The following is a 24,482-nucleotide window of genomic DNA, read 5'->3' as shown; positions in this document are numbered from 1 at the left end:
CTTCACAGAGGCTCGATTCAGGCGAGTCATTTTGAGCGAGGAGTCGCCATGCACCGCATTGAACACATCTATATCAACGGCGAGTTCGTCGTTACGCACGGTCAGGAATGGTTCGACCTCCATAACCCGAGCACCGAGGAAGTCATCGGTCAGGTTCGGCTGGGCGATGCGCTGGACGCACAACGTGCCATCGCCGCCGCCAAGGCTGCGTTCCCGGCCTGGTCTCGTACCAGCCGGGAGGAGCGCATTGCGGCACTGCAACGCATGCACCGGGCCGTGGCGGCCCGGGAGGACGAGTTGCTGGAAGCGATCCTCGTGGAATATGGCGCACCTGCGGTCCGTGGGCGCTGGATGGCGACTTATCCGGCTGACGTAATTGCGCAAGCAATCGATGCACTGGAGGCGTTCGATTTCGAGGAGCAGGTCGGCGTGGCCAAGGTGATTCTGACGCCCGTGGGCGTTACCGGTCTGATCACACCCTGGAACAGCAATGCGGGCTTCATCTGCAACAAACTGGCCACCGCGCTGGCGGCAGGCTGCACCGCCGTCATCAAGCCCAGCGAGATGAGCGCGTTGCAGACGCAGGTCGTGGTCAGTGCGTTGCACGAAGCGGGGCTGCCACCGGGTGTATTCAATATCGTCAACGGACGGGGCGATGTGGTGGGCGAGGAAATCGTCCGTCATCCCGACGTTGCCAAGATCTCGTTCACGGGTTCATCCGCTGTCGGCCAACATCTGGTAAGAACCGGTGCCGACACCATGAAGCGCGTAACGCTCGAACTCGGCGGCAAGTCGCCCACCGTGGTGCTTGACGATGCGGATTTCCAGGCGGTCATGCCGTTGGTGCTGCAAGCCGGATTTCTCAACAGCGGCCAGGCTTGCATCGCGGGCACTCGCATCCTTGTGCCGCGCAGTCGGTTGGCAGAGTTCGAGCAGATTGCGAAGGAGGGCGTCTCACAGATTCAATCGGGCGATCCGCGCAATGCCAACACCGACATCGGCCCGATGGTGAGCCAGAAACAATGGGAGCGGGTGCAGCGCTATATCCGTATCGGCCAGGAAGAAGGCGCGAGGTTGCTGGCGGGTGGGGAAGGTCGGCCGGAAGGCTTGCAAGCCGGATGGTTCGTGAAGCCCACGCTCTTCACGGATGCCAATAACCGGATGCGCATCGCGCGTGAGGAAATCTTCGGCCCCGTGCTGACGATTATCCCCTACGAGGATGATGCCGATGCGATCAGCATTGCCAACGATACGGACTATGGGCTAAGCGCCCTGGTGCTGGGAAAGAGTGCCGAACGCTGTATGAACATCGCTCGTCAGATCGATTCGGGACGCGTGCTCATCAACACCCTGGCCCACGAACCGCGTGCGCCCTTTGGTGGGTTCAAGCATTCAGGCCTTGGGCGCGAAATGGGCAAGTGGGGAATGAGCGCGTTTCTGGAGCCGAAGACGTTGGTCATAGGTGGCCCGTTGAAATGACTGGTTGATGCCAAACGGCGAAGAATCCGCCAAACCCCAGAAACGACAAAGCCCTGAATAATCAGGGCTTTGTCGTACATAAGATGGCGGAGACGATGGGGTTTCTAATTCTTGGACCTGTTGAGCTTATTATATGAGGGGCTGCCATTTATTCCCTCGCGTTGTTTAGAGACTCCACTGATTCTGACGATTGAAACGCTGTATTAACCTAGCTGGTTTGTCGGACTTATTATTAATTGTCCAATGGTTGAATAATCATTTTTTGTATTTTATGAGATCTAATGCGGAAAAAAAGCTAGCAGATATCGCATATTGACAGGTAATCAAGCCCAAATTACCATCCGGCGCCATTGGTCTTTAAGGTGTTCGATTACCGGTGCTCAGAGTTTGCATCGACAGTATGGAAGCATATATTTATGTATGTTTTGTGTTTGCAGTATTGCTGAATCCGAACATGTCAGGCTGAAACTAAATGTGCGTTAAAGGCGAGCCAAAGTGAAAAAGTTATTCATCCTGCTGGCCCTGTTTGCACCCGTTATGGCGAGCGCTGGCGAACCTGATCACCTTGTCATTTGCAATGGGCTAAAGCCAGATATCACCCGTAGTCACGGCGTTTACAACTTGGAACTGGTGAATGACGGTAGTTCATATGTATCGGGTGAAGGGGCTGTGCTCTGTGTCTATGACGGCGTTATTCAGAAGTTTTTCGGTGATAACCCTGTAAGGGTTATGGCAACACTGAATGTCGCCAGCAATAAATACAACGTGCGGTTTTAATAATAGGGCCATGGCCTGCCTCCCGGTCCCAGATTGCAAGTTCAATCATTTTCCTGTGCGCCCAGGGTCAACTAACAGTAGCGGTAGCAATTCAAGGAGAAGGAGATGGCGAAGTACCTCATTGCACATGTGCGTCAGGGTGGGCAAAACATGATCATTTTCCCGCTGGACGCTTCATTCGGCGGTCAGTCAAACCATGCGCAAGAAGCACTTATGAGGACGTTTCATTTAGCGGCTGCCGGCGCAGGTCTCGCGGGGCATGTCGTCGTTATCTGGCGCTCGGAGGATCGCACTTACTTCAGAGCACCCTATGCGTGGCACTCTTTTTTCACATCACCAGACGCTTATACATTTGTGATGGGCAACCTGAACAAAGAGCTAACAATCTAGCTCTTTTCCTTCCCATGGTTGGCAAAAATCCCGGCGTTATTTCCGCACGTTCTGGTACAGCATCAACCGTGAGGTTTCATGCATGGCGCGGGTCAACTCTGACAGTCGCTTGAACTCTTCGGGGTGTTGCTCGGCGACGTTATCCAGCGGCGTCGGTGAGGCGAGGTCATGGAGACTTGGCGAGCTGCCGTCGTGTTCCATCTGTAACAAGTAATGCTGAGTCACGCCGGCAATCAGCGGGAACGTGCCTTCACGCAACACCAATGGCACCACGCGTTCGCCTTCGGGCGCGGGCTGCTGGATATCACGGCCCATGCCGCTGTTACGAAACTCAAGGCCGGCCATGCCCACCACGGTCGGCAGCAAGTCCACCAGGCCGACGGCTTCCTCGACCTTGCGCGTGCCGATCAGGGCTGGCGCGTGGATGATCATCGGTACCGCGTTGCTTTCCAGACCCAGTTGCTCATAGGCCGGTGCCAGGAAAGGGATCTGGGCGATACGGGTGTTGTGGTCGCCAAACAGCACGAAAATAGTGTTTTCGTACCAGCCGCCGGCCTTGGCAATTTCCATCAAGCGGCCGATGTTGAAGTCCAGCAAACGCACGGCGTTGTATTGTTCGACACTGCGCGAACCTGCGGCCTGGACTTGCTCCAGGGTAGGGTGCTTGACCTCGAAACCGTCGTTGCTCTTTGGAATTGTGAAGGGGCGATGGTTGCCGGCCGTTTGTATATAGGCGAAGAACGGTTTGTCCTTGGGCAGCGTTTGCAGGATCTGGTCGGTCTCCTTGAACAGGTCCAGATCCGAAATGCCCCAGACATCCACCACCGGGGATTTCCAGTCGCGCTCGTCGAACAGGCGAATGCCGTCGATACTTTGCTTGATCAAGGCATTCATATTGGCCCAACCGGAGTTGCCACCAATGGTGTAGATCTTCTCGTAGCCGGTGAAGGCATTGACCAGCGTGTTTTGGTTGGTGATCAGTGGATTACGCGTCGCGGTATCCTGGCGAGTAACGTCAGGTACCCCGCTAATGCTGGCCCAGACGGTTTTTGCGGTCCCCGTCACCGGCACATAGAAGTGCTTGAAGAACCAGCTCTGCGTGGCCAGGCGATCGATATTGGGTGTTGGATTAATCGGGTTGCCATAGGCCCCGACGGCGCTGGTGCCCAGCGACTCAAGCATCACGAACACCACGTTCGGTGGCCGCGAGCCCGGCACTTTGTAGGGTTGTGGCGATTGGTGGCGGACGAAATCAAGGGCCTGCGGGTCGGGTTGGTCGACGCCCAGGTAGTTGGCCATGACCGCGTAAAGTTCGCGCACTTTCGCTTCGTCATAACGCGACTGGCCGACCTTGAGTGTGTCGTAGAGGAAAATCACCGGGTTCAGGCCCAAGGCGGCGATCTGGTTATTGCCCGAGAAGAACGCATCACTCCAGCGCAACGGCACCGGGTTTTCAAGGTTCAAGTGTTCGACACGACCCAAAATACCCAGCAGCACCAGCACGACCATCAACGCGCTGCCCCATGTTGTGGAGAGCCGATGAATGACTTTGCGGGGGCGGTCCAGCGTGACGCGCTCCAGGCGCACCAACGCCAATGTCACGAACGCGACGGTTGCCAGCCAACCCAATGAAATCCAGATAACCGGGTAGGTTTGCCAGACCATATCCCGGGATATTTGCGCATCCTCGATGAAGCGCAACACCGTGGCGTTGATCCTCACGCCAAGGTACGCGTAATGGCCAAAATCGATGATGTAGATCAGCAGAATGGCGCTGAGGATAAGGACCAGATACACGCGGGCGATGCGGCGAACGAGGCGGCTACTGATCAGGTTCCAGCGAGGAATCCAAGCCAATAACGCCAACGGCAGCATGACCAGAATGGCCAGGCGCAAGTCGAAACGAAAGCCGATGCCCAGGGTTTCCAGGACGGCATTGTCGTCGCTCAGGGCTTTTGCGTCGAAACCGGAAAAGCCGAAAAAGAACACCACCCGCAGCAGTGCAAACAGCACAAACGCGATCGCTGTTGCGCCCAGCCAGTAATGCAAACGTCTCGATTTCAGCCAGCCCATCGATGTTTCCCTATTAAAAATTTCGTTGAATTTCAAACGGATCTGTTTCGTATTGGGCCGCGCAGCGTGATGAACCGGCGATACGTCCAGCGCGTCCCCAGCACCAGCAGCGTCAGGCAGCAATACAGTCCCAACAGCGGATCAATCAGGTAGTCCCAATAGTTGTGGGAAGGTTTGATCCCGGCGATAAAGGCCAGGGTCGCGCTGGTCAAGAGCACGACGGCCAGGTAATTGCGCAGGTAAAACAGGCCTAAGGTCAGCAGTGCAACGACAAACAACAGGGGGCGTGGGCTGAAACCCCGACGGTAAGGATCCAGATCACTCAAGCCCAGAGTGGCCGGGTATAACACCAGCGCCATTACGGCGAAGAGGATCAGTACGCCGGTTTGATCACGCTGCGCGGGTGGCAACACATTCAGTCGACGCAGACAGCCCCAGCCCATGAACACCAATGAGGTGATCGCGAGGTCATCCATGTGGCTGCGCAAGTAAGCGGCCAGCGAAATCCCGTCCAGTGGTATGAAGCTGCCGGCCAGCAATGCAAACAACAGCGCGATGCGCCAGACCCTGTTCAGGCCAAAAGACGGCATTACCAGGAAGATGATCATCGCGAAGCTGAGATGGGCTTGCCACAGGCTAATCATTTGAGACGCTCGGACAGCCAGGCATCGTTGAAGGACACGTGTTTGATGAACGTGTTGTTCCAGGTATAAACCAAGTGATACATCCCGTCGGGGCTGCGGATGAAGTACGGGTATTCGTATTCAAACTCACACCCTTCGCTTTTACAGACGCGTTTGTCGAGGTTGTCGAGGAATTGCGCCTCCAGCGGTTGGCGGAGCTTGCCACTGGAATCTCGAAACTCTTTCCCGATGATTGCCTTGTAGGCGAGGGGCGAATACGGATCGCCCTCGGGATCCGGTGATTTATCCAGATCGCGCACCAGGCGCCAGTCGTCCATTTTCGCATCGGTGAGATAAAGGCTCAGCTTGAAGCGCCCCTCTTGCAGGTCATTGAGCGCTACCAGCAATCCGTGCTCGGGCGTCGCAACGGCCGCCAACGAGGAATTGGGGTTCGATGGATCGAGCGGATAAGGTTCGCTCCAGGTTTGGCCGGCATCCTCGGTGCGGCTAGCCAGGACCCGGTGGTGCGTGTCGCCGGCATAGCGCAACAAGGCGATGCCACGCTGACCGTCCAGCGGAACGACCGCGGGTTGCAATGAGTTATTGCCGTGGCTGATGCGGTATTTATCGATCACTTCACCGTCTGCGCTCAAGTACAGGTACTCGGCAAACTTGCCCAGGAATTCGTGGTAGACCGGCAAGCCGATGGAGCCGTCGGCATGGAACACCGGTGCCGAGCGGACCAGGGTGCTGATGTTCAGAAAGGGGGAAGTGATCAATTGGCGCGGTGCCGACCAATTCATACCCAAGTCGTCTGAAACCATCACATTGACCGCGCTGCCGGCCCAGCCGCCCATGGACACGGAGACGAAGAACAGCCACAGGCGATTGTCCGGCGCCAGTGCAATGACCGGGTTGCCCAGTTTTCGAATGTATTTTCGAGTGCTTTGCTGGGTCGATTCCCGGGTCGCCATGACCTGTTCTTCACCCCACTCGCCAGTGCTCACGTTGAAACGAGCGGAGCGCACCTGCACATCGGCGGCGCCTTCGCGGGTGCCGGCGAACCAGACCGCCATCAAGCTACCGTCAGGCAGGGCTGTTACTGCCGAAGAATGCACGAAGTCCACCAGCCCGGAGGAGGCGAAACGGCTGGTATAAACGGGCTTGGCCACGTCGTCCGCCACAGGTAAAGCCGGACTTGTGCGGGCAAAGGGAGAATGCGTGGGGGCAGGGTGGGTGAGCCATGCGCCCGTAAAGAGAACAGTGAGGGCGAGGTAAACACCTAAGGCAGGAATGCTGGGGAGCTTTATGTGCATGATGAAGGCGTTGGCATCTCATGGCCCGAAAGGCGCACAAGCTAACACTCGGTAGTACAAGATCGGACTTTATGTATTTCTATTGTGTAAGCAGTTGTTTTAAGCGCGCGGCCCTGTCGGCGAACAAGGACAGTTTTATGAGTGGCTACATTCCCAATCAGGGGCTTAGACCTGATAGCTCCAATACCGATGTAGCGCGCCATTAACGCCAAGTACTGGGTCTAGATTGGGAAACGGCAAAGTCGCAATGCTCACCAGTTGCTGCGGACTCGGCGCTTCGCGACAAATGTTGCCGTTCTGCCCTGGAGGGTAAGCACCTACAACCATAAAGTCGTCACTGGAGCCTATATTGCAGTGGCCGGTGCCGGCGGGTAAGAGCAAGACGTCGCCAGCGCTAACTTCCAGCACCCGACTGTCCGGGCCGCCAAGCATCAAACGAGCAAAGCCGCTGGCAACGCCAAGCACCTCATGGCCTTCGGTATGGTAGTGGTGAAAGTCATAAACCCCATACCGCCATTGAGGCGGCCAACCATTGGCGCTGAAGGTTTGCTCGAATAAAACTGCAGGATCGCTGCCTTTAATTGCTATTGCTTTGATGTAAATGAGCACTGGCAGGCGAGCGTTGTTCGGCACCCAACCGTTGCGTTCGAGCAGGAGGGGTTGTATTGGAGAATGCACAGTTTCTGACTTGACCATTAGCGCGTCTCCGGAAGTAGCCAGGCCCAACGTCATGAAGAGCGCCGCTAGAACATAGCCGGGGGCAATGAGCCAAACCAAGCGTGGCAAATTGCATGGAATGTAAGGTTAAACGCCCTGAGACAGCTAGGGCGTAAAGCCCTAGCAAATCGCAGATGTCACTTTTTCTTTTTCGCTGGCTTGTCTGACTTCTCTGATTTCTTGGCCGTTACTGGCTTGCTATCAGCTTTTTTTGCAGATTTCTTTGGCTCGGCGTCTTTTTTCTTGCCTTTCTTTTCGGAAGGTTTCGAAAGAGCCGAGGCCGTCGCTGATTTCTTCGCCGGTGATGACTTTTTGCCTTTCAATTCCTTGCTGGCGTTAGAAGCTTCACCTTTGCTTTTTTTCTCGTCTTTAGCCACGTTGATCACCTCTCGGGTATGCCGGTATTGGCACTGCCTGCGCGATTATTCACAAGCTGATCATTAGGCGAGCGCGCCCAAAAGCGGTTCAAATTATTTTGATGTTCGCGATGTCTTTAGCGGGAAGGCTCGAGTAAATAGCATGAAGCGGCGATGCATTTGCTACAGCTTCATTTTGGGGACGCAGAGAACGGCTTGATCATGCCCCCTGCGGATGCGACGCCAGAGAAGATTTTAGAGCAGGCGGAGCGGGTAGGGCTGACGCAGATCAAGGTCGTCGACCCATCCAGCTGATAGAACGTGCAACGAGCAGCAACTCGTTTGAAGCGCATGTCGACTAGTGGCAAATCCCACCATGAGGCTTTGACCAAAATCCCCACTGGTCAGCGCGATCGTCCTGCCACCCGTTTGATCAGGTTATTCAATAAACCTGGTTGCGGTGCGTCAGCATCAGTTTCACTCTGGTTTTGTAAGCAATCTTGCCCCCGGTATCCGAAAAAACGTGGTCGATGTCTACGACTCGATATTCCTCTTCTTCGGAGGCCGTTTCTCCCCATGCAGCGTCAAGGCCTTGATGATTGAAACGGTCACCTATCGACACAGCCGGGAAGGGCGTGATTGCTTCAATGCTCCAAACGGGGGCATTCGTGAAAGACTCTTTGTAGACTTCGAAATAGTACTCAATCTGCTGAGCGCTCATAAAACCTCCTGACACTGGTTTTGCTCACGAAAAACAAGCTGTTCGTCAGTATCAGATGGTTGCCTGAATCGGATCGTTCAGTTCGAAGCCAAATATGCAGACTTTATTCCTGGATTTTTGTGTACACCAACGCGCTCGCTCGCGTAGCTACTTTTTCCAAGGAATGGGCTGAAGTATGGGAGTATGGGCTGCGACGTTTTGTCAAAAGCCAGAAACGACAAAGCCCTGAATAATCAGGGCTTTGTCATATAAAGATGGCGGAGGCGATGGGATTCGAACTCATGGACCTGTTACAGTCGACGGTTTTCAAGACCGTTGCCTTAAACCACTCGGCCACACCTCCGTTTGCGTTGCGGGCGCCATAATACCTGAATGAAACACACTGTCAAACTCTCTGCATAGCTTGTTACAGAGCGTCTGTTATGATCTTTGCGACTGAACGTTTCATACCAACAGGAGTGTCGCCATGCGCGAACAGGATTACGCAGTTAATAACAGCGTGCAGGCTGAGCAGCTAGAGGTTAGCCGCGTCCTGCGCAACACTTACGGCTTACTCGCTCTCACCCTCGCATTCAGCGGCGTGATGGCGTTTGTCGCTCAGCAGATGCGTGTCGGGTACCCGAACGTGTTCGTGGTGCTGATCGGCTTCTATGGCCTTTTCTTCCTCACCAACAAACTTCGTGATTCGGCCTGGGGCCTGGTGTCTGCTTTTGCCCTGACCGGTTTCATGGGTTTCCTGCTCGGCCCGATCCTCAACCGTTACCTGGGAATGCAGGGCGGTGCTGAAGTGGTCAGTTCGGCGTTCGCGATGACGGCGCTGGTGTTTGGTGGTCTGTCGGCCTACGTGCTGATTACCCGCAAGGACATGAGCTTCCTCGGCGGTTTCATCACTGCAGGCTTCTTCGTGCTGCTGGGTGCGACGCTGGCGAGCTTCTTCTTCCAGATCAGCGGCCTGCAACTGGCGATCAGCGCAGGTTTCGTGCTGTTTTCCTCGGTCTGCATTCTGTTCCAGACCAGCGCCATTATTCACGGCGGCGAGCGCAACTACATCATGGCGACCATCAGCCTGTATGTATCGATCTACAACCTGTTCATCAGCTTGTTGCAGCTGTTTGGCATCATGAGCCGCGATGATTGATCGAAGGCCTTGAGTAAAAAACCCGCTTAGGCGGGTTTTTTATTGTCTGAAATTCAGGATTACTCAGAGATGACGATGTTGCCGTCGGCCTGCTGGCGGTAAATGGTGTAGGGCAGCAGCAAGGTGTCGAGCGCGCCGGACATCACCACATCAATCAGCACAATGGCTGGTGCATCTGTGTGGGTTTGTGCATCCAGTCCATTTTGCAGCGGTGCATTCAAACTGCAAAAATCATAGGTCACCCCGCTGTAGATGCGCGGAATGGCGCCGCAATAGGATTTCTGATCCTTGAGACTTTTGGACGCTACTTGGTCACCGCGCACGGCCGTTTGTATCGTGCCGCAGCCCGCCAGCATCAGCGTCGCCAGTAGCATTGCCTGAGTTTTCATACCGCCAATCCTTCGCCGGAAAACCTCAATCTACGCCAGTCGGTTGCAAACATCACTCACGCCATGGGTGGCAAGCGGCGTTTGACCGGGGTCTTCTTGACGATTGCCGTGTTGGTTTCGGCGTGGGTATTGAGGCGGTCGAGCAGGGTGTCCAGTTGTTCCATGGAGCGCACGTGCAGACGCGCGATGAAGCAGTCGTCGCCCGTGACTTTGTCGCACTCGGTGAATTCGGGGATCGCCTGAATCTGCCGCTCCACTTCCTGCAACTGACCCGGCAACGGACGAATCCGCACGATGGCCTGGAGTTGATAGCCAAAGCACTTCGGGTCGATTTCCACCGTGTAGCCCTTGAGCACACCGCGTTCTTCAAGGCGACGCAGGCGCTCGGCAACACTGGGCGAGGACAGGCCGCTGAGGTGCGCCAGCGCCTTGAGCGAGCGTCGTGAGTCTTCCATCAAGGCGCTGATCAGCACTTGGTCGATGTCGTCAGTCATGGCGAAACCCCTGTAAGGCAATAAATTGAAACTGCCTTGATAAAAAAGGCAGAAACCGAGTTTAGCCTGCTTTTTGCGCTGGAGAAGCCCCCGGGTGGATTGGCATACTTTGCGCTCAAACACAGGAGTCTGAAGATGGACACATCAATACGTCGCGGCTCATTCGAGATGAGCGCCGCCATGCTGATCTCCGGGACCATCGGCTGGTTTGTGCTGGTGTCCGGGCAACCGGTGCTGGACGTGGTGTTCTGGCGCTGCTTGTTCGGGGCCGGCACCTTGCTGCTGATTTGCGCGGCGTTCGGCTTCCTCCGTCCCGGCATTCTGACCCGTACCACCTTCCTGCTGGCGGTGCTCAGCGGCATGGCGATTGTCGGCAACTGGGTGCTGTTGTTTGCGTCCTATTCGCGCGCCTCGATTGCCATTGGCACGGCGGTCTATAACGTGCAGCCGTTCATGCTGGTGGGCCTGGCCGCGTTGTTCCTCAATGAAAAGATCACCCTGCAGAAACTGTTCTGGCTGGGCATTTCCTTTCTCGGGATGCTCGCCATTGTCAGTGCCCATGGCGGGCAGGGCGAGAGCGGCAATGATTACTTGATGGGGATCGGTCTGGCGCTGGGTGCGGCCTTTCTATACGCGATTGCCGCGCTGATCATCAAGCGCCTGACCGGTACGCCGCCGCATCTGATCGCCTTGATCCAGGTCTGCACGGGGGTGCTGTTGCTCGCGCCGTTCGCGCATTTTTCGGCGCTGCCACAAGCGCCGAGTGCCTGGGCCAGCCTGGTGACGCTCGGCATTGTCCACACTGGCGTGATGTACGTGTTGTTGTACGGCGCGATTCAGAAACTGCCGACGGCACTGACCGGGGCGTTGTCGTTTATTTACCCGATTGCGGCGATTTTTGTCGACTGGTTTGCCTTCGGCCATCGCCTGGAGCCGCTGCAATGGCTTGGTGTCGCGGCGATTCTGCTGGCCGCCGCCGGTATGCAGCAGGGTTGGGGCTTCAAGACGCGCAAGTTGGCGGCACAGTAAATGTCAGATGTTCCAGCGCGGCGCAGTCTTGGCCAGTCGCTGGCGCATCTCGCCGATGTTGGCGGCGAATTGGCGGGTCAACAAACGATAGCCATCCAGCGGGCTGTAGACCGGTGTTTCAAGACTTGAGGCGGGTGGCAGGTCGACAGGCCGACTCAGCCGTTGCGAAGCGCCGGTTTTCAGCGCCCGCGCCATCCCGATCAGTTGCACGCGGATCAGCCGATGCTCTGCGGTCATTGCGGACTGAAGTTGCGCCATGGCCTTCGGATCGCTGGCATCCGGGCGAGTGTTGGCGAGGATTTCCAGGGTGCTGATACACATGCGCAAATTGCGTTGAATGGCATCCAGTTCGGTCATGGAGATTTTCACTTCCTTGGACACCGACGGCATCAGTGAACGCAATTGCACCATCACGGTGTTCAGGCGCCCCATGAGCTTGAGGTGTTCGTCATCGCTGACCGGCTGGCCATTGATGATGCGCCCGTAGATTGTCGCGCAATCGCGCAGCGCATCGGCCAGGTTGTAGCGCCAGGAAAACACCGCGTACAGCGGCAGTGCGAAGGAAAACGCCAGCGCCAGGGCGATGCCGATCAGAATGTCTACCCCGCGCCACAAGCCGTCCGTGACCGGATTGTCACCGTGCCCCGCGACAATAAACACGGTGATCGCCGCGAGCAGCGCCGTATAGCCACCCTTGCCAATGGCGTGATACGAGAAAAACCCGCACACCACCGACATGGCGAAATAGGTCAGCCAAGGCATCCCCAGCCAGGCCTGTTGCGCGACCAGCAGCAGACCGACGCCGGCCCCGATCAACGTGCCAATGGCCCGTTCGGCAGCCTTTTTGCCGATGTTGCCGTGGTGCTGCAAGCCACCAATCACCACCAGCATCGTCACCGACGCCCATTCGCCGTGCGGTAAATGGATGCCGGTAGTCAGCAGGATCGTCGCCAGCAACCCAAGCGAGACCCGCACCGCGTGGATCAGCTTGGCGTGACGATAGCGCCGGTACGGGTCCAGCAACGGACGCAGTAGCCGGCGCAGCAAGGGTGGCAGTCGATGGCTGAAGGTACTCAGGCTCGGTGTCCTCAGAAAATGTAATCGGTGGTCAGGAAGCTCGAACTGCGCCCACTGATGATCTCGCTGATGAGGTCCTTGTTGGTTTCCTGGAACTTGGTGGCGACCAACGTGCGGATCGAAAACACCCGCAACGCATCATGCACCGACAACGTGCCCTCGGCCGAGTTCTTGCGCCCGTTGAACGGGAAGGTGTCCGGGCCGCGCTGGCATTGGGCGTTGAGGTTGATGCGCCCCACCTGGTTGGCAAACGTATCCACCAGCCGGCCGACCGCCACCGGGTTGGTGCCGAAAATACTCAATTGCTGACCGAAGTCCGATTCCAGGACGTAATCGATCACCGTGTCCAGATGGCGGTACGGCACGATCGGGATGACCGGGCCGAACTGTTCTTCCTGATAGACACGCATTTGCGTGGTCACCGGGTACAGCACCGCCGGGTAGAAGAACGAGGCGCGGGCCACGCCGCCGTTGGGGTTGACCACCTTGGCGCCTTTGCTTTCGGCATCGGCCACCAGCGAATGCAGGTAATCGACCTTGCCCGACTCCGGCAGCGGCGTCAGTGCCACGCCGCTGTCCCACGGCATGCCGGGTTTGAGGCTGGCGAGTTTGGCGTTGAATTTCTCGATGAACGCTTCGACCACGTCTTCATGCACGAAGAGGATCTTCAGCGCAGTGCAGCGCTGGCCGTTGAACGACAGCGAGCCGGTCACCGCTTCGCTCACCGCATTGTCCAGATCAACCTCCGGCAAGACGATGCCGGGGTTCTTCGCATCAAGGCCCAGCGCCGCGCGCAAGCGGTGAGGTTTTGGGTGGAGTTTCTTCAGGTCGCTGGCGGCTTTGTTGGTGCCGATAAACGCGAAGATGTCGATCTTGCCGCTGGCCATTAATGCGCTGACGGTCTCGCGGCCGCTGCCGTAGATCACGTTGATGACACCAGCCGGGAAGCTGTCGCGGAACGCTTCGAGCAGCGGGCGAATCAACAGCACGCCGAGCTTGGCCGGTTTGAACACCACGGTGTTGCCCATGATCAGCGCCGGAATCAGCGTGGTGAAGGTTTCGTTCAACGGGTAGTTGTAGGGACCCATGCACAGGGCCACACCAAGCGGAACGCGGCGGATCTGGCCGAGAGTGTCCTGTTCCAGCTCGAAGCGGCTGGAGCGGCGGTCGAGTTCCTTCAAGGCATTGATGGTGTCGACGATGTAATCGCAGGTGCGGTCGAACTCTTTTTCCGAGTCCTTGAGGTTCTTGCCGATCTCCCACATCAGCAGCTTGACCACGGCCTCACGCTGTTGACGCATGCGCCCCAGAAAGGCTTCGACGTGCTGGATGCGTTCGGCCACGCGCATGGTCGGCCACAAGCCTTGACCACGGTCGTAAGCGCGGACGGCGGCGTCCAGCGCGGTCAAAGCCGTCTCGGCATCGAGCAGCGGTGTGCTGCCGAGGATCACTTGCTCGTCGCCATTGGCGCCGGTCAGGTACACCGGGCTGCGGACCTGGGCGAGCGGCCCGGACCAGGTTTTCAGTTCGCCATCGACCAGGTATTCGCGCTGCTCGGTCTGGCCGTCGAGGCGGTACTTTTCCGGGATGTCGGCGAGGCTCGGAAACAGGTTGTCGAGAATGTTGGCTGTGGTCATGTCGCTACCCCCTCTGGATTGGGTCATGCACTGATGAATCGTTTTAGCAGACCTCGGCCTCGCTTGTCATGACTCATCTCAGCGTTTTGTGCCGGTGGGTGATGGCACGCGGATTTCACGGCGCATCGGTCATGGCCTCAGAAGCCCCCCTTGTTGGCCCCCAATGCCCTCAACCCGCCCACGGCGCGTGCCTTAGTGTGGAGTTCTCCTTGATCACAACAATAAACGGTGCACCCGGCTGACCGGGCACCCCATGAGAGGAACGCCATGCGGGCACGCCGATTCAGTGAAAAGCCTAGCCTTTGTTTTGCCCTGGTGGGATTAGCGGTGTTACTCGCAGGGTGTGGCGAAGAGCCGAAAAGCCCGGCGACGCACATTGATGCGGCCACCGCCAGGCCCGCCGACACCGAGCTGGCGCAGGTCTACGACAACAGTTGCAAGCTCTGCCACGCCAATCCGGCGGCCGGGGCACCGCTGACCGGCGACAGCAAAGCCTGGGAGCCTCGGGTGATGCAGGGCGCCGACACGCTGCTCGATCACGCGATCAACGGCTACAACGGCATGCCGCCGATGGGCCAGTGCGTGCAGTGTTCAGAGGAGCAGTTCCTGGCGCTGATCAGCTTCATGTCCGGCCAGCACATCCCACAATAAGAACGACAGGGTGCGATTCATGACGATGGACTTAACACGGCGTCAGTTGTTGCAACGGGCGAGTGTCATTGGCGCCTTTACCGCGCTCGGCTCCACACCGGCGCTGGCGGAACTGCTGCGCGCGCCACGGCTGATCCCTTGGCGCAATTGGTCGGGGGGCCAGAGTTGCCTGCCGGCGGCGCGGCTGGCACCGAAGAATCTGGATGAATTGACCCAGGTTGTGCGCCAGGCCCCGGGCAAGATTCGCCCGGTGGGTTCGGCGCATTCCTTCAGCGCGCTGGTGCCCACCGACGGCACGTTGCTGTCGCTGAGCTATTTCACCGGATTACTCGATCACGACGGGAAAACCCTGCAAGCCGAGTTCGCCGCCGGCACGCCGATGTCGCGCATGGGCACATCGCTCAAGGACGTCGGCCAGGCCCTGCAAAACATGGCCGACATCGATTACCAGACCCTCGCCGGCGCGATCTCCACCTCGACCCACGGCACCGGCAAGAACTTCCAGTCCTATTCGGCCCACGTCTGCGGCCTGCAATTAGTGACCGCCACGGGCGAGGTGCTGGACTGCGACAGCACACTTCATCCTGAAGTGTTCAGCGCGGCGCGAGTGTCCCTCGGCGCGCTTGGGGTGGCGACGAAAATCCGTCTGCAAAACCGCCCGGCGTATCGCTTGAGGGAACGGCAGTGGATCGCCAAGACCGAAGAATTGCTGGAAGACCTCGACAAGAACACCCGGGAAAACCAGCACTGGGAAATGCTCGTGGTGACCCATTCCGACTACGCCCTGTCGATCGCCCTCAACGAAACCAGCGACCCGGCGACACCGCCGATTCCGGCGGATGAGGAGGGCGGCAACGAATTCGTCACCTTGATCGAGAAGATCGACAAGTACGGCAGCGACTTCCCGGACCTGCGCCGCACGATGCTCAACAGTCTGCGCCACCTCGCCAGTTTCGATGACCGGGTGGGTGACTCGTTCGACATCTATGCCAACGTGCGCACGGTGCGTTTCAACGAAATGGAATATTCAGTGCCGGCCGAGCACGGCCCGGCGTGCCTGCGCGAAATCCTCAAGCTGATTCAGGACAAAGACCTGCGTACCTGGTTTCCGATTGAATACCGCTACGTCAAAGCCGACGACATCCCCCTGAGCATGTTCGAAGGCCGCGACAGTTGCTCGATCTCGGTCCACCAGCATTATCAGATGGACCATCACAACTTCTTCGCCGCCGTCGAGCCGATTTTCTGGAAGTACAACGGCCGGCCGCACTGGGGCAAGTTGCACACACTCAACGCGAAAAACCTGCAGCCGCTGTACCCGCGCTGGCAGGAGTTCATTGAGGTGCGGCAAGCACTGGACCCCAGCGGCAAGTTCCTCAATGCGCATTTGTCATCGATTCTGGGGGTGAGCTGATGGCGGTCAATCGACGTAATTTCCTGATGGGCGCCGCCGGCGTCGGCGTGTTGATGGCGGGGGGCGGGGCGTGGTTGCGGCCGGGTGATCGAGGTGCGCCGTACAGCGATTATTTCCAGACGCTGAACCGCGAACTCAAGGAACACGGGCCGATGCGGCCGGTGATGCTGATTGATCTTGATCGACTGGATCACAACATCGATGTGGTCATGCTGTCGGTAAAGCGCGGCGGCAAGCATCTGCGCCTGGTGGAGAAATCGCTGCCGGCGCCGGGGCTGCTGGCCTACATCGCCAAGCGCGCCGGCACGCAGCGCTTGATGTCGTTTCATCAGCCGTTTCTCAATCATGATGCCGTGCAGTTTCCCGAATCCGACATCCTGTTGGGCAAGCCGCTGCCGGTGCGTTCGGCCGAGTTGTTTTATCAGTCGCATAAAGGGCCTTTTGACCCTTCGAAGCAATTGCAATGGCTGCTGGATACGCCTGAGCGACTTCAACAATACCTCGCGCTGGCGCAGGGATTGGGCACGCGATTGCGGGTGAATATCGAACTGGATGTCGGGTTGCATCGCGGCGGTGTCAGCGATGCAGCTGCGCTCGGGCCGATGCTGGCGCTGATCAGCAAAAACCCTCAGCACCTGGAGTTCGCCGGGTTCATGGGCTACGACCCGTTCGTGGGCATGGGCGTGCCGGGGATACTGGGTTCGCCCGAAGAACTGTTCGCCAAGGTGATGGTGATTTACAACCGTTGCGTCGACTTCACCCGTCAGCAATATCCCGGCCTGTGGCATGAAGGGCTGACCCTCAACACCGCTGGCAGCCCGAGTTATCGCATGCATGAGCATGAACAGCTCAGCAGTGAAGTCTCTGTGGGAACCGCGATGCTCAAGCCGACGCACTATGATTTGCCGTCGCTGGTGGACCATGTGCCGGCGGCTTACATCGCCACGCCGGTGTTGAAAAGTACCGGGGCGGTGAACATTCCGGCGCTGGATGACAAGTCCCGGTTGTTTTCGTGGTGGGACACCAATCAGCGCGAGACGTTTTTCATCTATGGCGGTAACTGGATGGCGGAGTTTGAGTCGCCATCGGGGTTGCAGAGTAACGGGGTGTATGGCCGCAGCTCGAATCAGGAAATGGTCAATGGTTCGGCGGCGGTGGGGCTGGGGGTCGAGGACCAGGTGTTTTTGCGGCCGACCCAGACGGAGTCGGTGTTGTTGCAGTTTGGGGATTTGCTGGCGGTTCGAGGGGGGAGGATTGTTGAGACCTGGCCGGTGTACTCCTGAAGGTTTCTGGTGTCTGGTATATCGCCTTCGCGAGCAGGCTCGCTCCCACAGGGGAATGCATTCCAAATGTGGGAGCGGGCTTGCTCCGGGCGGCGTTCCGACGAAGGCGTCTGTTCAGTCAAAACGCATACGGGATACTGACCTTGGCCCACAGCATTTCCCCTTCAGGCCGGTTTTCCACATCAAACTCCTTGGCCCAGCGAATCTCCGCCGTGGCGTACTGCAAAAAGGTCAGGTGCAACGCCGGACCAATCGCAAACACCTGGCCGCGCACCCCGTCGTTCACGTCCTGACCATTGAACTGCACGGTATGGCCGAACTGTTTGTCGTCGGTGGTTTGCTTGAGGTAGTAGCCGTTCAACCCGAGCATCAGGTTGTCGGTGATTTTGTAACTGGCCGAATAGTCGAAGTGGAAAATCTGCCCCGACTTGTAATCGGTGTCTTTGTTCTTCTCGTTGAAGCTGTACGTGGTCTTCATCGACACCTCGGTTTTATCCGTCGGCAGCCAGGTGAAGGAGAACAGCGGTTTGTAGGTGTAGAAGTTGTTGCTGGTGTTGGCCAGGCGATCAACGCTGTATTCGCCGGTGGGAACGGTGACTTCAATGGCGGCACCGAGGGTCAGGTTGGGGCCCATGTCCCAGAGAATGATCGGCGCGAACGTTGTGTCACCCATGCCTTCGCGGGTGTCCTGTGGCAGGCCGAACACCGAGACTTCCTGCTTGAGCCACGGCTGCGCGATGTAGCCCGCCAACCGGCCACCGAAAACCCGCAGGGGGCTGAGGTAATCCAGGCGTGGAATCACGGCCGTGGATTCGATCTCGACATTCGGCACCTTGCCGCCGAGTGAGCTGATGTTCAGCTCCGTGGCCTTGTAGTGGTTGTAGTAGAGGTTGAACGCAACCATGTTGTCCGGAAGGCTGTCGGGTGACAGCGGCAACATGAAAAAGCCGTCGGTGCCGGTGCCGATGTTGTCCACGCCAGCCTCGGTGGCCAGCGCCGAATGAGTGGCGCAGACGCCGGCCAGGCTGATGACCAGTAGGGGGAATCTCGTGCGGGTCGGGATCATGGGTGTACTCATTATTATTGTTAGCGGGCTTTCCAGCGTCCATACGAGGGCCGCCACATAGAAATAAGCTGTCTGCGCCGTGCAAGGCAGGGTATTGGCGGCCATTTAGGGGGACTTCTGCGGACAGCCTTTGAACCCTGTGCTAACTTCTTTCGACATAACCGGTAACAAAAATAAGAATGCAGTTCGCCCCGGAATGTATAGCCCCATGCAAATGAAAGTGATTGATCCCACCTTTGAACTGGCGCTGGTGTCGCCGTTTCTCCTGCAAACCCTCGCCGAAGTCGCCGAGCAAAAAGGCGTCAACCCTGACAGCCTGTGCCGAGGGCTGGGCTTCACCTTTGAAGATCTTCAGGACCCGGCGCAGCGTATTTCCTATCGGCAGGCCGTGGCGATGATTCAGCGCGCGCTTAAAGCCTTGCCCAATCAGGGCCTGGGCTTGTGGGTCGGGGCGCAGAATGTGCTCGGCACGCTGGGGTTGCTGGGGCATGTGTTGTCGCTGTGCAAGACCCTGCGTGATGCTTTCGAGCTGGGCATTCGGCATCAGCACACCTCCGGCGGGATCGTGGTGTCGAGCGTGGAGGAGGTGGGGGATCGGGTGTTCGTCGACGTCGAATGCCGCTTGCCGTTCGCCGATGTGCAACTGTTTGCGGTCGAGGAGTTTTTCGCCAGTCTGCTGGTGTATGGCCGGGCGTTGGTCGGGGCGGATTTCAAGCCGATGGCGGTGGAGTTCATGCACGCGGCGCCGGATTATCTCGGCGAATATTCGCGGGTGCTGGGGCCGGACGTACGCTTTGGATGCTTGCAGAATCGCATGGTGATCGCGGCGCATTGGCTGGATGTTCATTTGCCCAATCACCATTCCCTGGCCTTGCGTCAGGCAGTGAAACTGCTGGAGCTGGAAGCCGCGCAAGTGCACCAGAAAATGGACTTGATCCAGGCGGTGGAACGGGCGATTGCCCGGGACCTGACCGAGGGCAGCCACATCGAGAAAATTGCCGGCGACCTGAACATGAGCAGCCGCACCTTGCGCCGCCGCCTCACCGAACATGCGCTGACCTTCGAAACCCTGCTGGAACAAGTGCGCCAGGCCCGCACCATGAGCCTGCTGGCCAACCCGGACATGTCTATCGAGCGCATCACCGAAGAAGTCGGCTACAGCGACGTACGCAGCTTCCGCCGCGCCTTCAAACGCTGGACCGGCATGAGCCCGAGCGCATTCCGCAATGAAACCCCGGCCTGACCTGGTTGCTTATGGTGAGCAGGCCTTTGAAGCCACACAAAACATCATCCTCCGGTTAAACTCGGTGCTCTTTTTCAAGGAGTTCATATGAGTTATTACCAGCCGGGCATTCTCGCCACCCCTGTTCCGCCTCAAGCCCGCCATATGTTCTTCGCCCTCGAATCCGCCGAAGCCTTGCCGGTTGCGCTCGATAACTTGATGCAGCTGGTGGACGGGAAGTCGGCTGTCGTCGGTTTCGGGGAGTCGCTGGTCAAGGCGTTGCACGCCCAGATCGATGGCCTGCGTGCCTTTCCGGCACTGACCGGTGTGGGCGTCGACAACCCGTCGACGCAACACGCACTCTGGTGTTGGTTGCACGGCGTCGACCGCGGTGAATTGCTCAACCGCAGCCAGGCCATCGAAGCCGCACTGGCACCGGCCCTGCGCCTGGTGCAGATGAACGAAACCTTCCGCCACATGACCGGCCACGACCTGACCGGCTACGAAGACGGCACCGAAAACCCGCACGATGACGCTGCTGTCGCCGCCGCACTGTTGAGCGAAGGCTCGGACGGCCTGGTCGGTGGCAGCTTTGCCGCGATCCAGCAGTGGCAGCACGACCTCAAGGGCTTCCACGCGATGCCGCCCCATGAGAAGGACAACATCATGGGCCGTCGTTTGAGCGACAACGAAGAACTCGACGACGCGCCGGTCTCGGCCCACGTCAAGCGCACCGCCCAGGAAAGCTTCGCCCCCGAGGCGTTCGTGGTCCGTCGTTCGATGCCGTGGATCGAAGGTGATCGCGCCGGCCTGATGTTCCTTGCGTTCGGTTTTTCCCTCGACGCTTTCGAAGCGCAACTGCGGCGCATGAGCGGTCTGGAAGACGGCATCACCGACGGTTTGTACCGCATCAGCCGTCCGATCACCGGTGGCTACTACTGGTGCCCGCCGCTCAAGGACGGTCATCTGGACCTGCGCGCCTTGCGCATCGGCTGACCAACAGGAGTTGAACATGGGCGTTGTGCGGTGGGGCATGATCGGTTGTGGCAGCGTCGCCGAGCGCAAGAGCGGGCCAGCCTTTTACAAGGCCCCCGGTTCGGCATTGGTGGCGGTGATGGGACGGCGTCTGGAGGCGGTGACGGATTACGCCACGCGCCATGGCATCGCCCGGGTCTACACCGACGCGCAAGCCCTGATCAATGACCCAGAAGTGGACGCGGTGTACATCGCCACGCCGCCCGACAGTCACCACGCCTACAGCCTGATGGTGGCCGCCGCCGGCAAACATTGCTGCGTCGAAAAACCGATGTCGCTGAATGCCGGGCAAAGCCGCGAGATGCAACAGGTCTTTGCCGACGCCGGATTGCACCTGTTCGTTTCCTACTACCGACGCTCGCTGCCGCGCTTCCAGCAAGTGCGACAGTGGCTGGAAGCGGGGCGGATCGGCGAGGTTCGGCACCTGACCTGGACCCTCACCAAAGCCCCATCGCCCGTCGATCTGGGCGGCGCGCACAACTGGCGCACGGACCCTGGCATTGCCGGTGGCGGCTACTTCGCCGACCTTGCCAGCCACGGGTTTGACCTGTTCCAGTACCTGCTCGGCGACATCACTGAAGTCGCCGGTTTTACCGCGCGACAGGCCGGGCTGTATGCCGCCGAAGATGCGGTCAGTGCCACCTGGCGCTTTGCTTCGGGGGCGACGGGCATGGGCTGTTGGAACTTCGTGGCGGATCGCCGCGAGGATCGGGTCGAGGTGATTGGCAGCCAAGGACGAATCAGTTTTTCGGTGTTCGATGAGCACCCGCTGCAGCTTCAAGCGGATGAACAGCTCAGCCTGCACATCGACCATCACGAGCACATCCAGTGGCATCACGTGCTGGGCATGAACGCGCACATTCGCGGTCAAGCGCAGCACCCGGCGGTGGCCGGGGAGGCGATGAAAACCGACTGGGTGATGGACCAGATCCTCAAGCGCACCTGAGTTCACAGCTCCCTCGCCACAAAAGCTGTCGCAGCCTCTCAGCAATGTGTGCATCCTCACTCAGCTCTAACCTTATGCTCAAACAGTATTTCTCAATCATCACACTGTCTCTCTAAGATCACGTCATAACTCGTTATAACAAGTGATCTCCAATGACTGATAACGTTCTATCCCTCAGCCCGCTTTCCAACAGCAGTATCCCGCTGCACACCCAATTGCGCGACGTACTACGCGCCCGCATCCTCGACGGTGAATACCCGCAAGACAGCCAGATGCCTTCCGAAAGCGAACTCGGCGCGCTGTTCAAAGTCAGCCGCATCACCGTGCGCCAAGCCCTGGGCGATCTGCAGAAAGAAGGGCTGATCTTCAAGATTCACGGCAAGGGCACCTTCGTTGCCAAGCCGAAAACCTTCCAGAACGTCAGCACCCTGCAAGGCCTGGCCGAGTCCATGACCGGTCGCGGCTACGAGGTGATCAACCGCTTGCGCAGCTTCAAATTCATCGCCGCCGACAAACTCGTCGCCGAACGCTTGCAGGTTGCTGAAGGTGAAACCGTGGCCCAGATCAAACGGGTGCGGCTGATCAATCGCGAGCCGATTTCGCTGGAAATCACCTACCTGCCCAAAGCCATCGGCGAACGGCTGGAGAAGGCTGATCTGGTCACTCGCGACATCTTCCTGATCCTCGAAAACGACTGCGGCATCGCCCTCGGCCACGCCGACCTGGCCATCGACGCGGTGCTGGCTGACAGCGACCTGACCCAGGCACTCAATGTCGAACCGGGCTCGCCGATCATGCGCATCGAACGCCTGACCCACGACGCCAACGGCCAGCCGGTGGACTTCGAACACCTTTACTACCGTGGCGATGCCTTCCAGTACCGCCTGCGGATCGACCGGCAAAAAGGGGCGCAGGCATGAGCCGAAACACTATTGAGCAGGAATACGACATCGTCGTGATCGGCGGCGGCACCGCAGGACCGATGGCTGCGATCAAGGCCAAGGAGCGCAACCGCGATCTGCGCGTGTTGTTGATCGACAAGGCCAACGTCAAGCGCAGCGGCGCGATCAGCATGGGCATGGATGGCCTGAACAACGCGATCATCCCCGGCCACTCGACGCCGGAGCAGTACACCAAGGAAATCACCATCGCCAACGACGGCATCGTCAATCAGGCCGCGGTGTATGCCTACGCCACTCATAGCTTCGAAACCATCGAGCAACTGGACCGCTGGGGCGTGAAGTTCGAGAAGGACGAAACCGGCGACTACGCGGTGAAAAAGGTCCACCACATGGGCGCCTACGTGCTGCCGATGCCGGAAGGGCACGACATCAAAAAAGTCCTGTATCGCCAGTTGAAACGGGCGCGGGTGAGCATCACCAATCGGCTGGTGTGCACACGCTTGCTGACGGACGAAGAGGGCGCGGTCAACGGTGTGATGGGCTTCGATTGCCGCACCGCCGACTTCCATGTGATCAAGGCCAAAGCGGTCATCCTGTGCTGCGGCGCCGCCGGGCGCCTGGGATTGCCGTCTTCGGGTTACCTGATGGGCACCTACGAAAACCCGACCAATGCCGGCGACGGTTACGCCATGGCGTATCACGCCGGGGCCGAACTGGCGAACCTGGAATGCTTCCAGATCAACCCGTTGATCAAGGATTACAACGGCCCGGCCTGCGCCTACGTCACCGGCCCCTTGGGCGGCTACACCGCCAATAACAAGGGCGAACGCTTCATCGAGTGCGACTACTGGAGCGGCCAGATGATGTGGGAGTTCCACCAGGAACTCGAAAGCGGCAACGGCCCGGTGTTCCTCAAGCTCGATCACCTGGCCGAGGAAACCATCCAGAACATCGAAGAGATCCTGCACAGCAACGAACGCCCCAGTCGCGGACAGTTCCATGCCAATCGCGGCACCGATTACCGCACGCAGATGGTCGAGATGCACATTTCCGAGATCGGCTTTTGCAGCGGGCATTCGGCGTCGGGGGTGTGGGTCAACGAGCGGGCGGAAACCTCGGTCAAGGGCTTGTATTCGGCCGGTGACATGGCGGCGGTGCCGCACAACTACATGCTCGGCGCGTTTACTTATGGCTGGTTTGCCGGCACCAACGCGGCGGATTTCGTCGCCGGGCGCGAGTTCTCGGCGGTCGATACCAAACAGATCGAAACGGAAAAGGCCCGGGTTTACGCACCGCTGGACCGCGAACACGGCCTGCCACCTGCGCAAGTCGAGTACAAGCTGCGGCGTTTTGTGAACGACTACCTGCAACCGCCGAAAGTGACCAAGAAGATGCAAATCGGCCTGCAGCGCTTCAGCGACATCCAGCGTGATCTCGATCAGATCAAGGCCCACAACGCCCACGAACTGATGCGCGCCATGGAAGTCAGCATGATCCGCGACTGCGCCGAAATGGCCGCCCGCGCCTCACTGTTCCGCGCCGAAAGCCGCTGGGGGCTTTACCACTATCGGGTCGATCACCCGCAACGCAACGACAGCGACTGGTTCTGCCATTGCCACCTGAAGAAGGGGGACGACGGGCAGATGACCAGTTTCAAGAAAGCCGTCGAGCCTTACATCATCCCGCTCGATGCCGAAGAAATGCAGGCCTACGACCGGTTGCGGGTCGGTGCCTTTGCCGCCTGAGC

General features: G+C 58.5%; 24 protein-coding genes and 1 tRNA gene. 13 read left to right on the top strand and 12 right to left on the bottom strand.

What is annotated here, in order from left to right; genetic code table 11:
• Positions 1-48: 48 nt before the first annotated feature.
• From AC07N8_RS25880 to AC07N8_RS25870, 3 genes are all read left to right on the top strand, one after another.
• Positions 49-1,479, top strand: a complete 1,431-nt coding sequence (locus AC07N8_RS25880) for an aldehyde dehydrogenase family protein (protein ID WP_493146448.1) — start codon at positions 49-51, stop codon at positions 1,477-1,479.
• Between the two features lie 495 nt (positions 1,480-1,974).
• Positions 1,975-2,256 (top strand): hypothetical protein, encoded by a 282-nt coding sequence (locus AC07N8_RS25875; protein ID WP_493146446.1) that lies wholly within the window; start codon positions 1,975-1,977, stop codon positions 2,254-2,256.
• Between the two features lie 105 nt (positions 2,257-2,361).
• A complete protein-coding gene (locus AC07N8_RS25870; RefSeq protein WP_493146444.1) occupies positions 2,362-2,646 on the top strand; it encodes a hypothetical protein in 285 nt (94 codons plus the stop codon).
• Between the two features lie 36 nt (positions 2,647-2,682).
• Here AC07N8_RS25870 and AC07N8_RS25865 read toward each other — a convergent pair whose 3' ends face one another.
• From AC07N8_RS25865 to AC07N8_RS25835, 7 genes are all read right to left on the bottom strand, one after another.
• Positions 2,683-4,719, bottom strand: a complete 2,037-nt coding sequence (locus tag AC07N8_RS25865; RefSeq protein ID WP_493146442.1) for an LTA synthase family protein — start codon at positions 4,717-4,719, stop codon at positions 2,683-2,685.
• A gap of 32 nt (positions 4,720-4,751) precedes the next feature.
• Positions 4,752-5,363 (bottom strand): hypothetical protein, encoded by a 612-nt coding sequence (locus AC07N8_RS25860; RefSeq protein WP_493146440.1) that lies wholly within the window; start codon positions 5,361-5,363, stop codon positions 4,752-4,754.
• The gene (locus tag AC07N8_RS25855) at positions 5,360-6,658 is read right to left on the bottom strand and encodes a sialidase family protein (RefSeq protein ID WP_493146438.1); all 1,299 of its coding nucleotides are present in this window, start codon (positions 6,656-6,658) and stop codon (positions 5,360-5,362) included. Before AC07N8_RS25855 ends, AC07N8_RS25860 begins: the two co-directional genes overlap by 4 nt.
• A gap of 165 nt (positions 6,659-6,823) precedes the next feature.
• The gene (locus tag AC07N8_RS25850; RefSeq protein ID WP_483843638.1) at positions 6,824-7,354 is read right to left on the bottom strand and encodes a cupin; all 531 of its coding nucleotides are present in this window, start codon (positions 7,352-7,354) and stop codon (positions 6,824-6,826) included.
• A 158-nt stretch (positions 7,355-7,512) separates the two neighbouring features.
• Positions 7,513-7,761, bottom strand: coding sequence for a hypothetical protein (locus AC07N8_RS25845; protein ID WP_483843639.1), 249 nt, complete (start codon positions 7,759-7,761; stop codon positions 7,513-7,515).
• A gap of 412 nt (positions 7,762-8,173) precedes the next feature.
• Positions 8,174-8,452, bottom strand: a complete 279-nt coding sequence (locus tag AC07N8_RS25840; RefSeq protein ID WP_493146436.1) for a hypothetical protein — start codon at positions 8,450-8,452, stop codon at positions 8,174-8,176.
• Positions 8,453-8,707: 255 nt separating this feature from the next.
• Positions 8,708-8,795 (bottom strand) — tRNA-Ser (locus AC07N8_RS25835).
• A gap of 123 nt (positions 8,796-8,918) precedes the next feature.
• On the opposite strand from AC07N8_RS25835, the gene AC07N8_RS25830 reads away from it, so the two are divergent.
• A complete protein-coding gene (locus AC07N8_RS25830) occupies positions 8,919-9,590 on the top strand; it encodes a Bax inhibitor-1/YccA family protein (RefSeq protein ID WP_027923729.1) in 672 nt (223 codons plus the stop codon).
• Positions 9,591-9,649: 59 nt separating this feature from the next.
• On the opposite strand, the gene AC07N8_RS25825 is transcribed toward AC07N8_RS25830, so the two are convergent.
• Both AC07N8_RS25825 and AC07N8_RS25820 read right to left on the bottom strand, forming a co-directional pair.
• On the bottom strand, positions 9,650-9,979 hold the full coding sequence (locus AC07N8_RS25825) for a YceK/YidQ family lipoprotein (RefSeq protein WP_493146434.1): 330 nt from the start codon (positions 9,977-9,979) through the stop codon (positions 9,650-9,652).
• A 56-nt stretch (positions 9,980-10,035) separates the two neighbouring features.
• On the bottom strand, positions 10,036-10,473 hold the full coding sequence (locus AC07N8_RS25820) for an Lrp/AsnC family transcriptional regulator (RefSeq protein ID WP_059182827.1): 438 nt from the start codon (positions 10,471-10,473) through the stop codon (positions 10,036-10,038).
• Between the two features lie 135 nt (positions 10,474-10,608).
• On the opposite strand from AC07N8_RS25820, the gene AC07N8_RS25815 reads away from it, so the two are divergent.
• On the top strand, positions 10,609-11,502 hold the full coding sequence (locus AC07N8_RS25815; protein ID WP_493146431.1) for a DMT family transporter: 894 nt from the start codon (positions 10,609-10,611) through the stop codon (positions 11,500-11,502).
• A 3-nt stretch (positions 11,503-11,505) separates the two neighbouring features.
• On the opposite strand, the gene AC07N8_RS25810 is transcribed toward AC07N8_RS25815, so the two are convergent.
• Both AC07N8_RS25810 and AC07N8_RS25805 read right to left on the bottom strand, forming a co-directional pair.
• On the bottom strand, positions 11,506-12,525 hold the full coding sequence (locus AC07N8_RS25810) for an FUSC family protein (RefSeq protein ID WP_493146489.1): 1,020 nt from the start codon (positions 12,523-12,525) through the stop codon (positions 11,506-11,508).
• A gap of 65 nt (positions 12,526-12,590) precedes the next feature.
• Positions 12,591-14,216: an NADP-dependent glyceraldehyde-3-phosphate dehydrogenase gene (locus tag AC07N8_RS25805; RefSeq protein ID WP_493146430.1), complete on the bottom strand. Its 1,626-nt coding sequence runs from the start codon at positions 14,214-14,216 to the stop codon at positions 12,591-12,593.
• A gap of 267 nt (positions 14,217-14,483) precedes the next feature.
• Between AC07N8_RS25805 and AC07N8_RS25800 the strand changes: the two genes are divergently transcribed.
• The 3 genes from AC07N8_RS25800 to AC07N8_RS25790 all read left to right on the top strand — a co-directional run bounded on the left by AC07N8_RS25800 (position 14,484) and on the right by AC07N8_RS25790 (position 17,564).
• Positions 14,484-14,867 carry a c-type cytochrome gene (locus AC07N8_RS25800; protein WP_483843644.1) on the top strand — a complete coding sequence of 128 codons (384 nt, stop codon included), beginning with the start codon at positions 14,484-14,486 and terminating at the stop codon, positions 14,865-14,867.
• Between the two features lie 19 nt (positions 14,868-14,886).
• Positions 14,887-16,281 (top strand): D-arabinono-1,4-lactone oxidase, encoded by a 1,395-nt coding sequence (locus AC07N8_RS25795; protein ID WP_493146427.1) that lies wholly within the window; start codon positions 14,887-14,889, stop codon positions 16,279-16,281.
• Positions 16,282-16,355: 74 nt separating this feature from the next.
• Positions 16,356-17,564: a DSD1 family PLP-dependent enzyme gene (locus AC07N8_RS25790; RefSeq protein ID WP_493146487.1), complete on the top strand. Its 1,209-nt coding sequence runs from the start codon at positions 16,356-16,358 to the stop codon at positions 17,562-17,564.
• Positions 17,565-17,682: 118 nt separating this feature from the next.
• On the opposite strand, the gene AC07N8_RS25785 is transcribed toward AC07N8_RS25790, so the two are convergent.
• Positions 17,683-18,630 carry a SphA family protein gene (locus AC07N8_RS25785; RefSeq protein ID WP_483843646.1) on the bottom strand — a complete coding sequence of 316 codons (948 nt, stop codon included), beginning with the start codon at positions 18,628-18,630 and terminating at the stop codon, positions 17,683-17,685.
• A 208-nt stretch (positions 18,631-18,838) separates the two neighbouring features.
• Between AC07N8_RS25785 and AC07N8_RS25780 the strand changes: the two genes are divergently transcribed.
• The 5 genes from AC07N8_RS25780 (at position 18,839) to AC07N8_RS25760 (ending at position 24,480) form a co-directional block, all read left to right on the top strand.
• Positions 18,839-19,873 (top strand): AraC family transcriptional regulator, encoded by a 1,035-nt coding sequence (locus AC07N8_RS25780; RefSeq protein ID WP_483843647.1) that lies wholly within the window; start codon positions 18,839-18,841, stop codon positions 19,871-19,873.
• Between the two features lie 87 nt (positions 19,874-19,960).
• Positions 19,961-20,848: a Dyp-type peroxidase gene (locus AC07N8_RS25775; protein ID WP_493146422.1), complete on the top strand. Its 888-nt coding sequence runs from the start codon at positions 19,961-19,963 to the stop codon at positions 20,846-20,848.
• A 16-nt stretch (positions 20,849-20,864) separates the two neighbouring features.
• Entirely contained in the window at positions 20,865-21,833 is a 969-nt protein-coding gene (locus tag AC07N8_RS25770) for a Gfo/Idh/MocA family protein (RefSeq protein WP_493146417.1), read from the top strand.
• Between the two features lie 152 nt (positions 21,834-21,985).
• On the top strand, positions 21,986-22,753 hold the full coding sequence (locus AC07N8_RS25765) for a GntR family transcriptional regulator (RefSeq protein ID WP_493146415.1): 768 nt from the start codon (positions 21,986-21,988) through the stop codon (positions 22,751-22,753).
• A complete protein-coding gene (locus AC07N8_RS25760; RefSeq protein ID WP_493146413.1) occupies positions 22,750-24,480 on the top strand; it encodes a fumarate reductase/succinate dehydrogenase flavoprotein subunit in 1,731 nt (576 codons plus the stop codon). Before AC07N8_RS25765 ends, AC07N8_RS25760 begins: the two co-directional genes overlap by 4 nt.
• Positions 24,481-24,482: the final 2 nt, after the last annotated feature.

This window comes from Pseudomonas sp. GW821-FHT10C09 (assembly GCF_059415465.1).
This window is presented reverse-complemented; position numbering and strand designations above follow the sequence as displayed.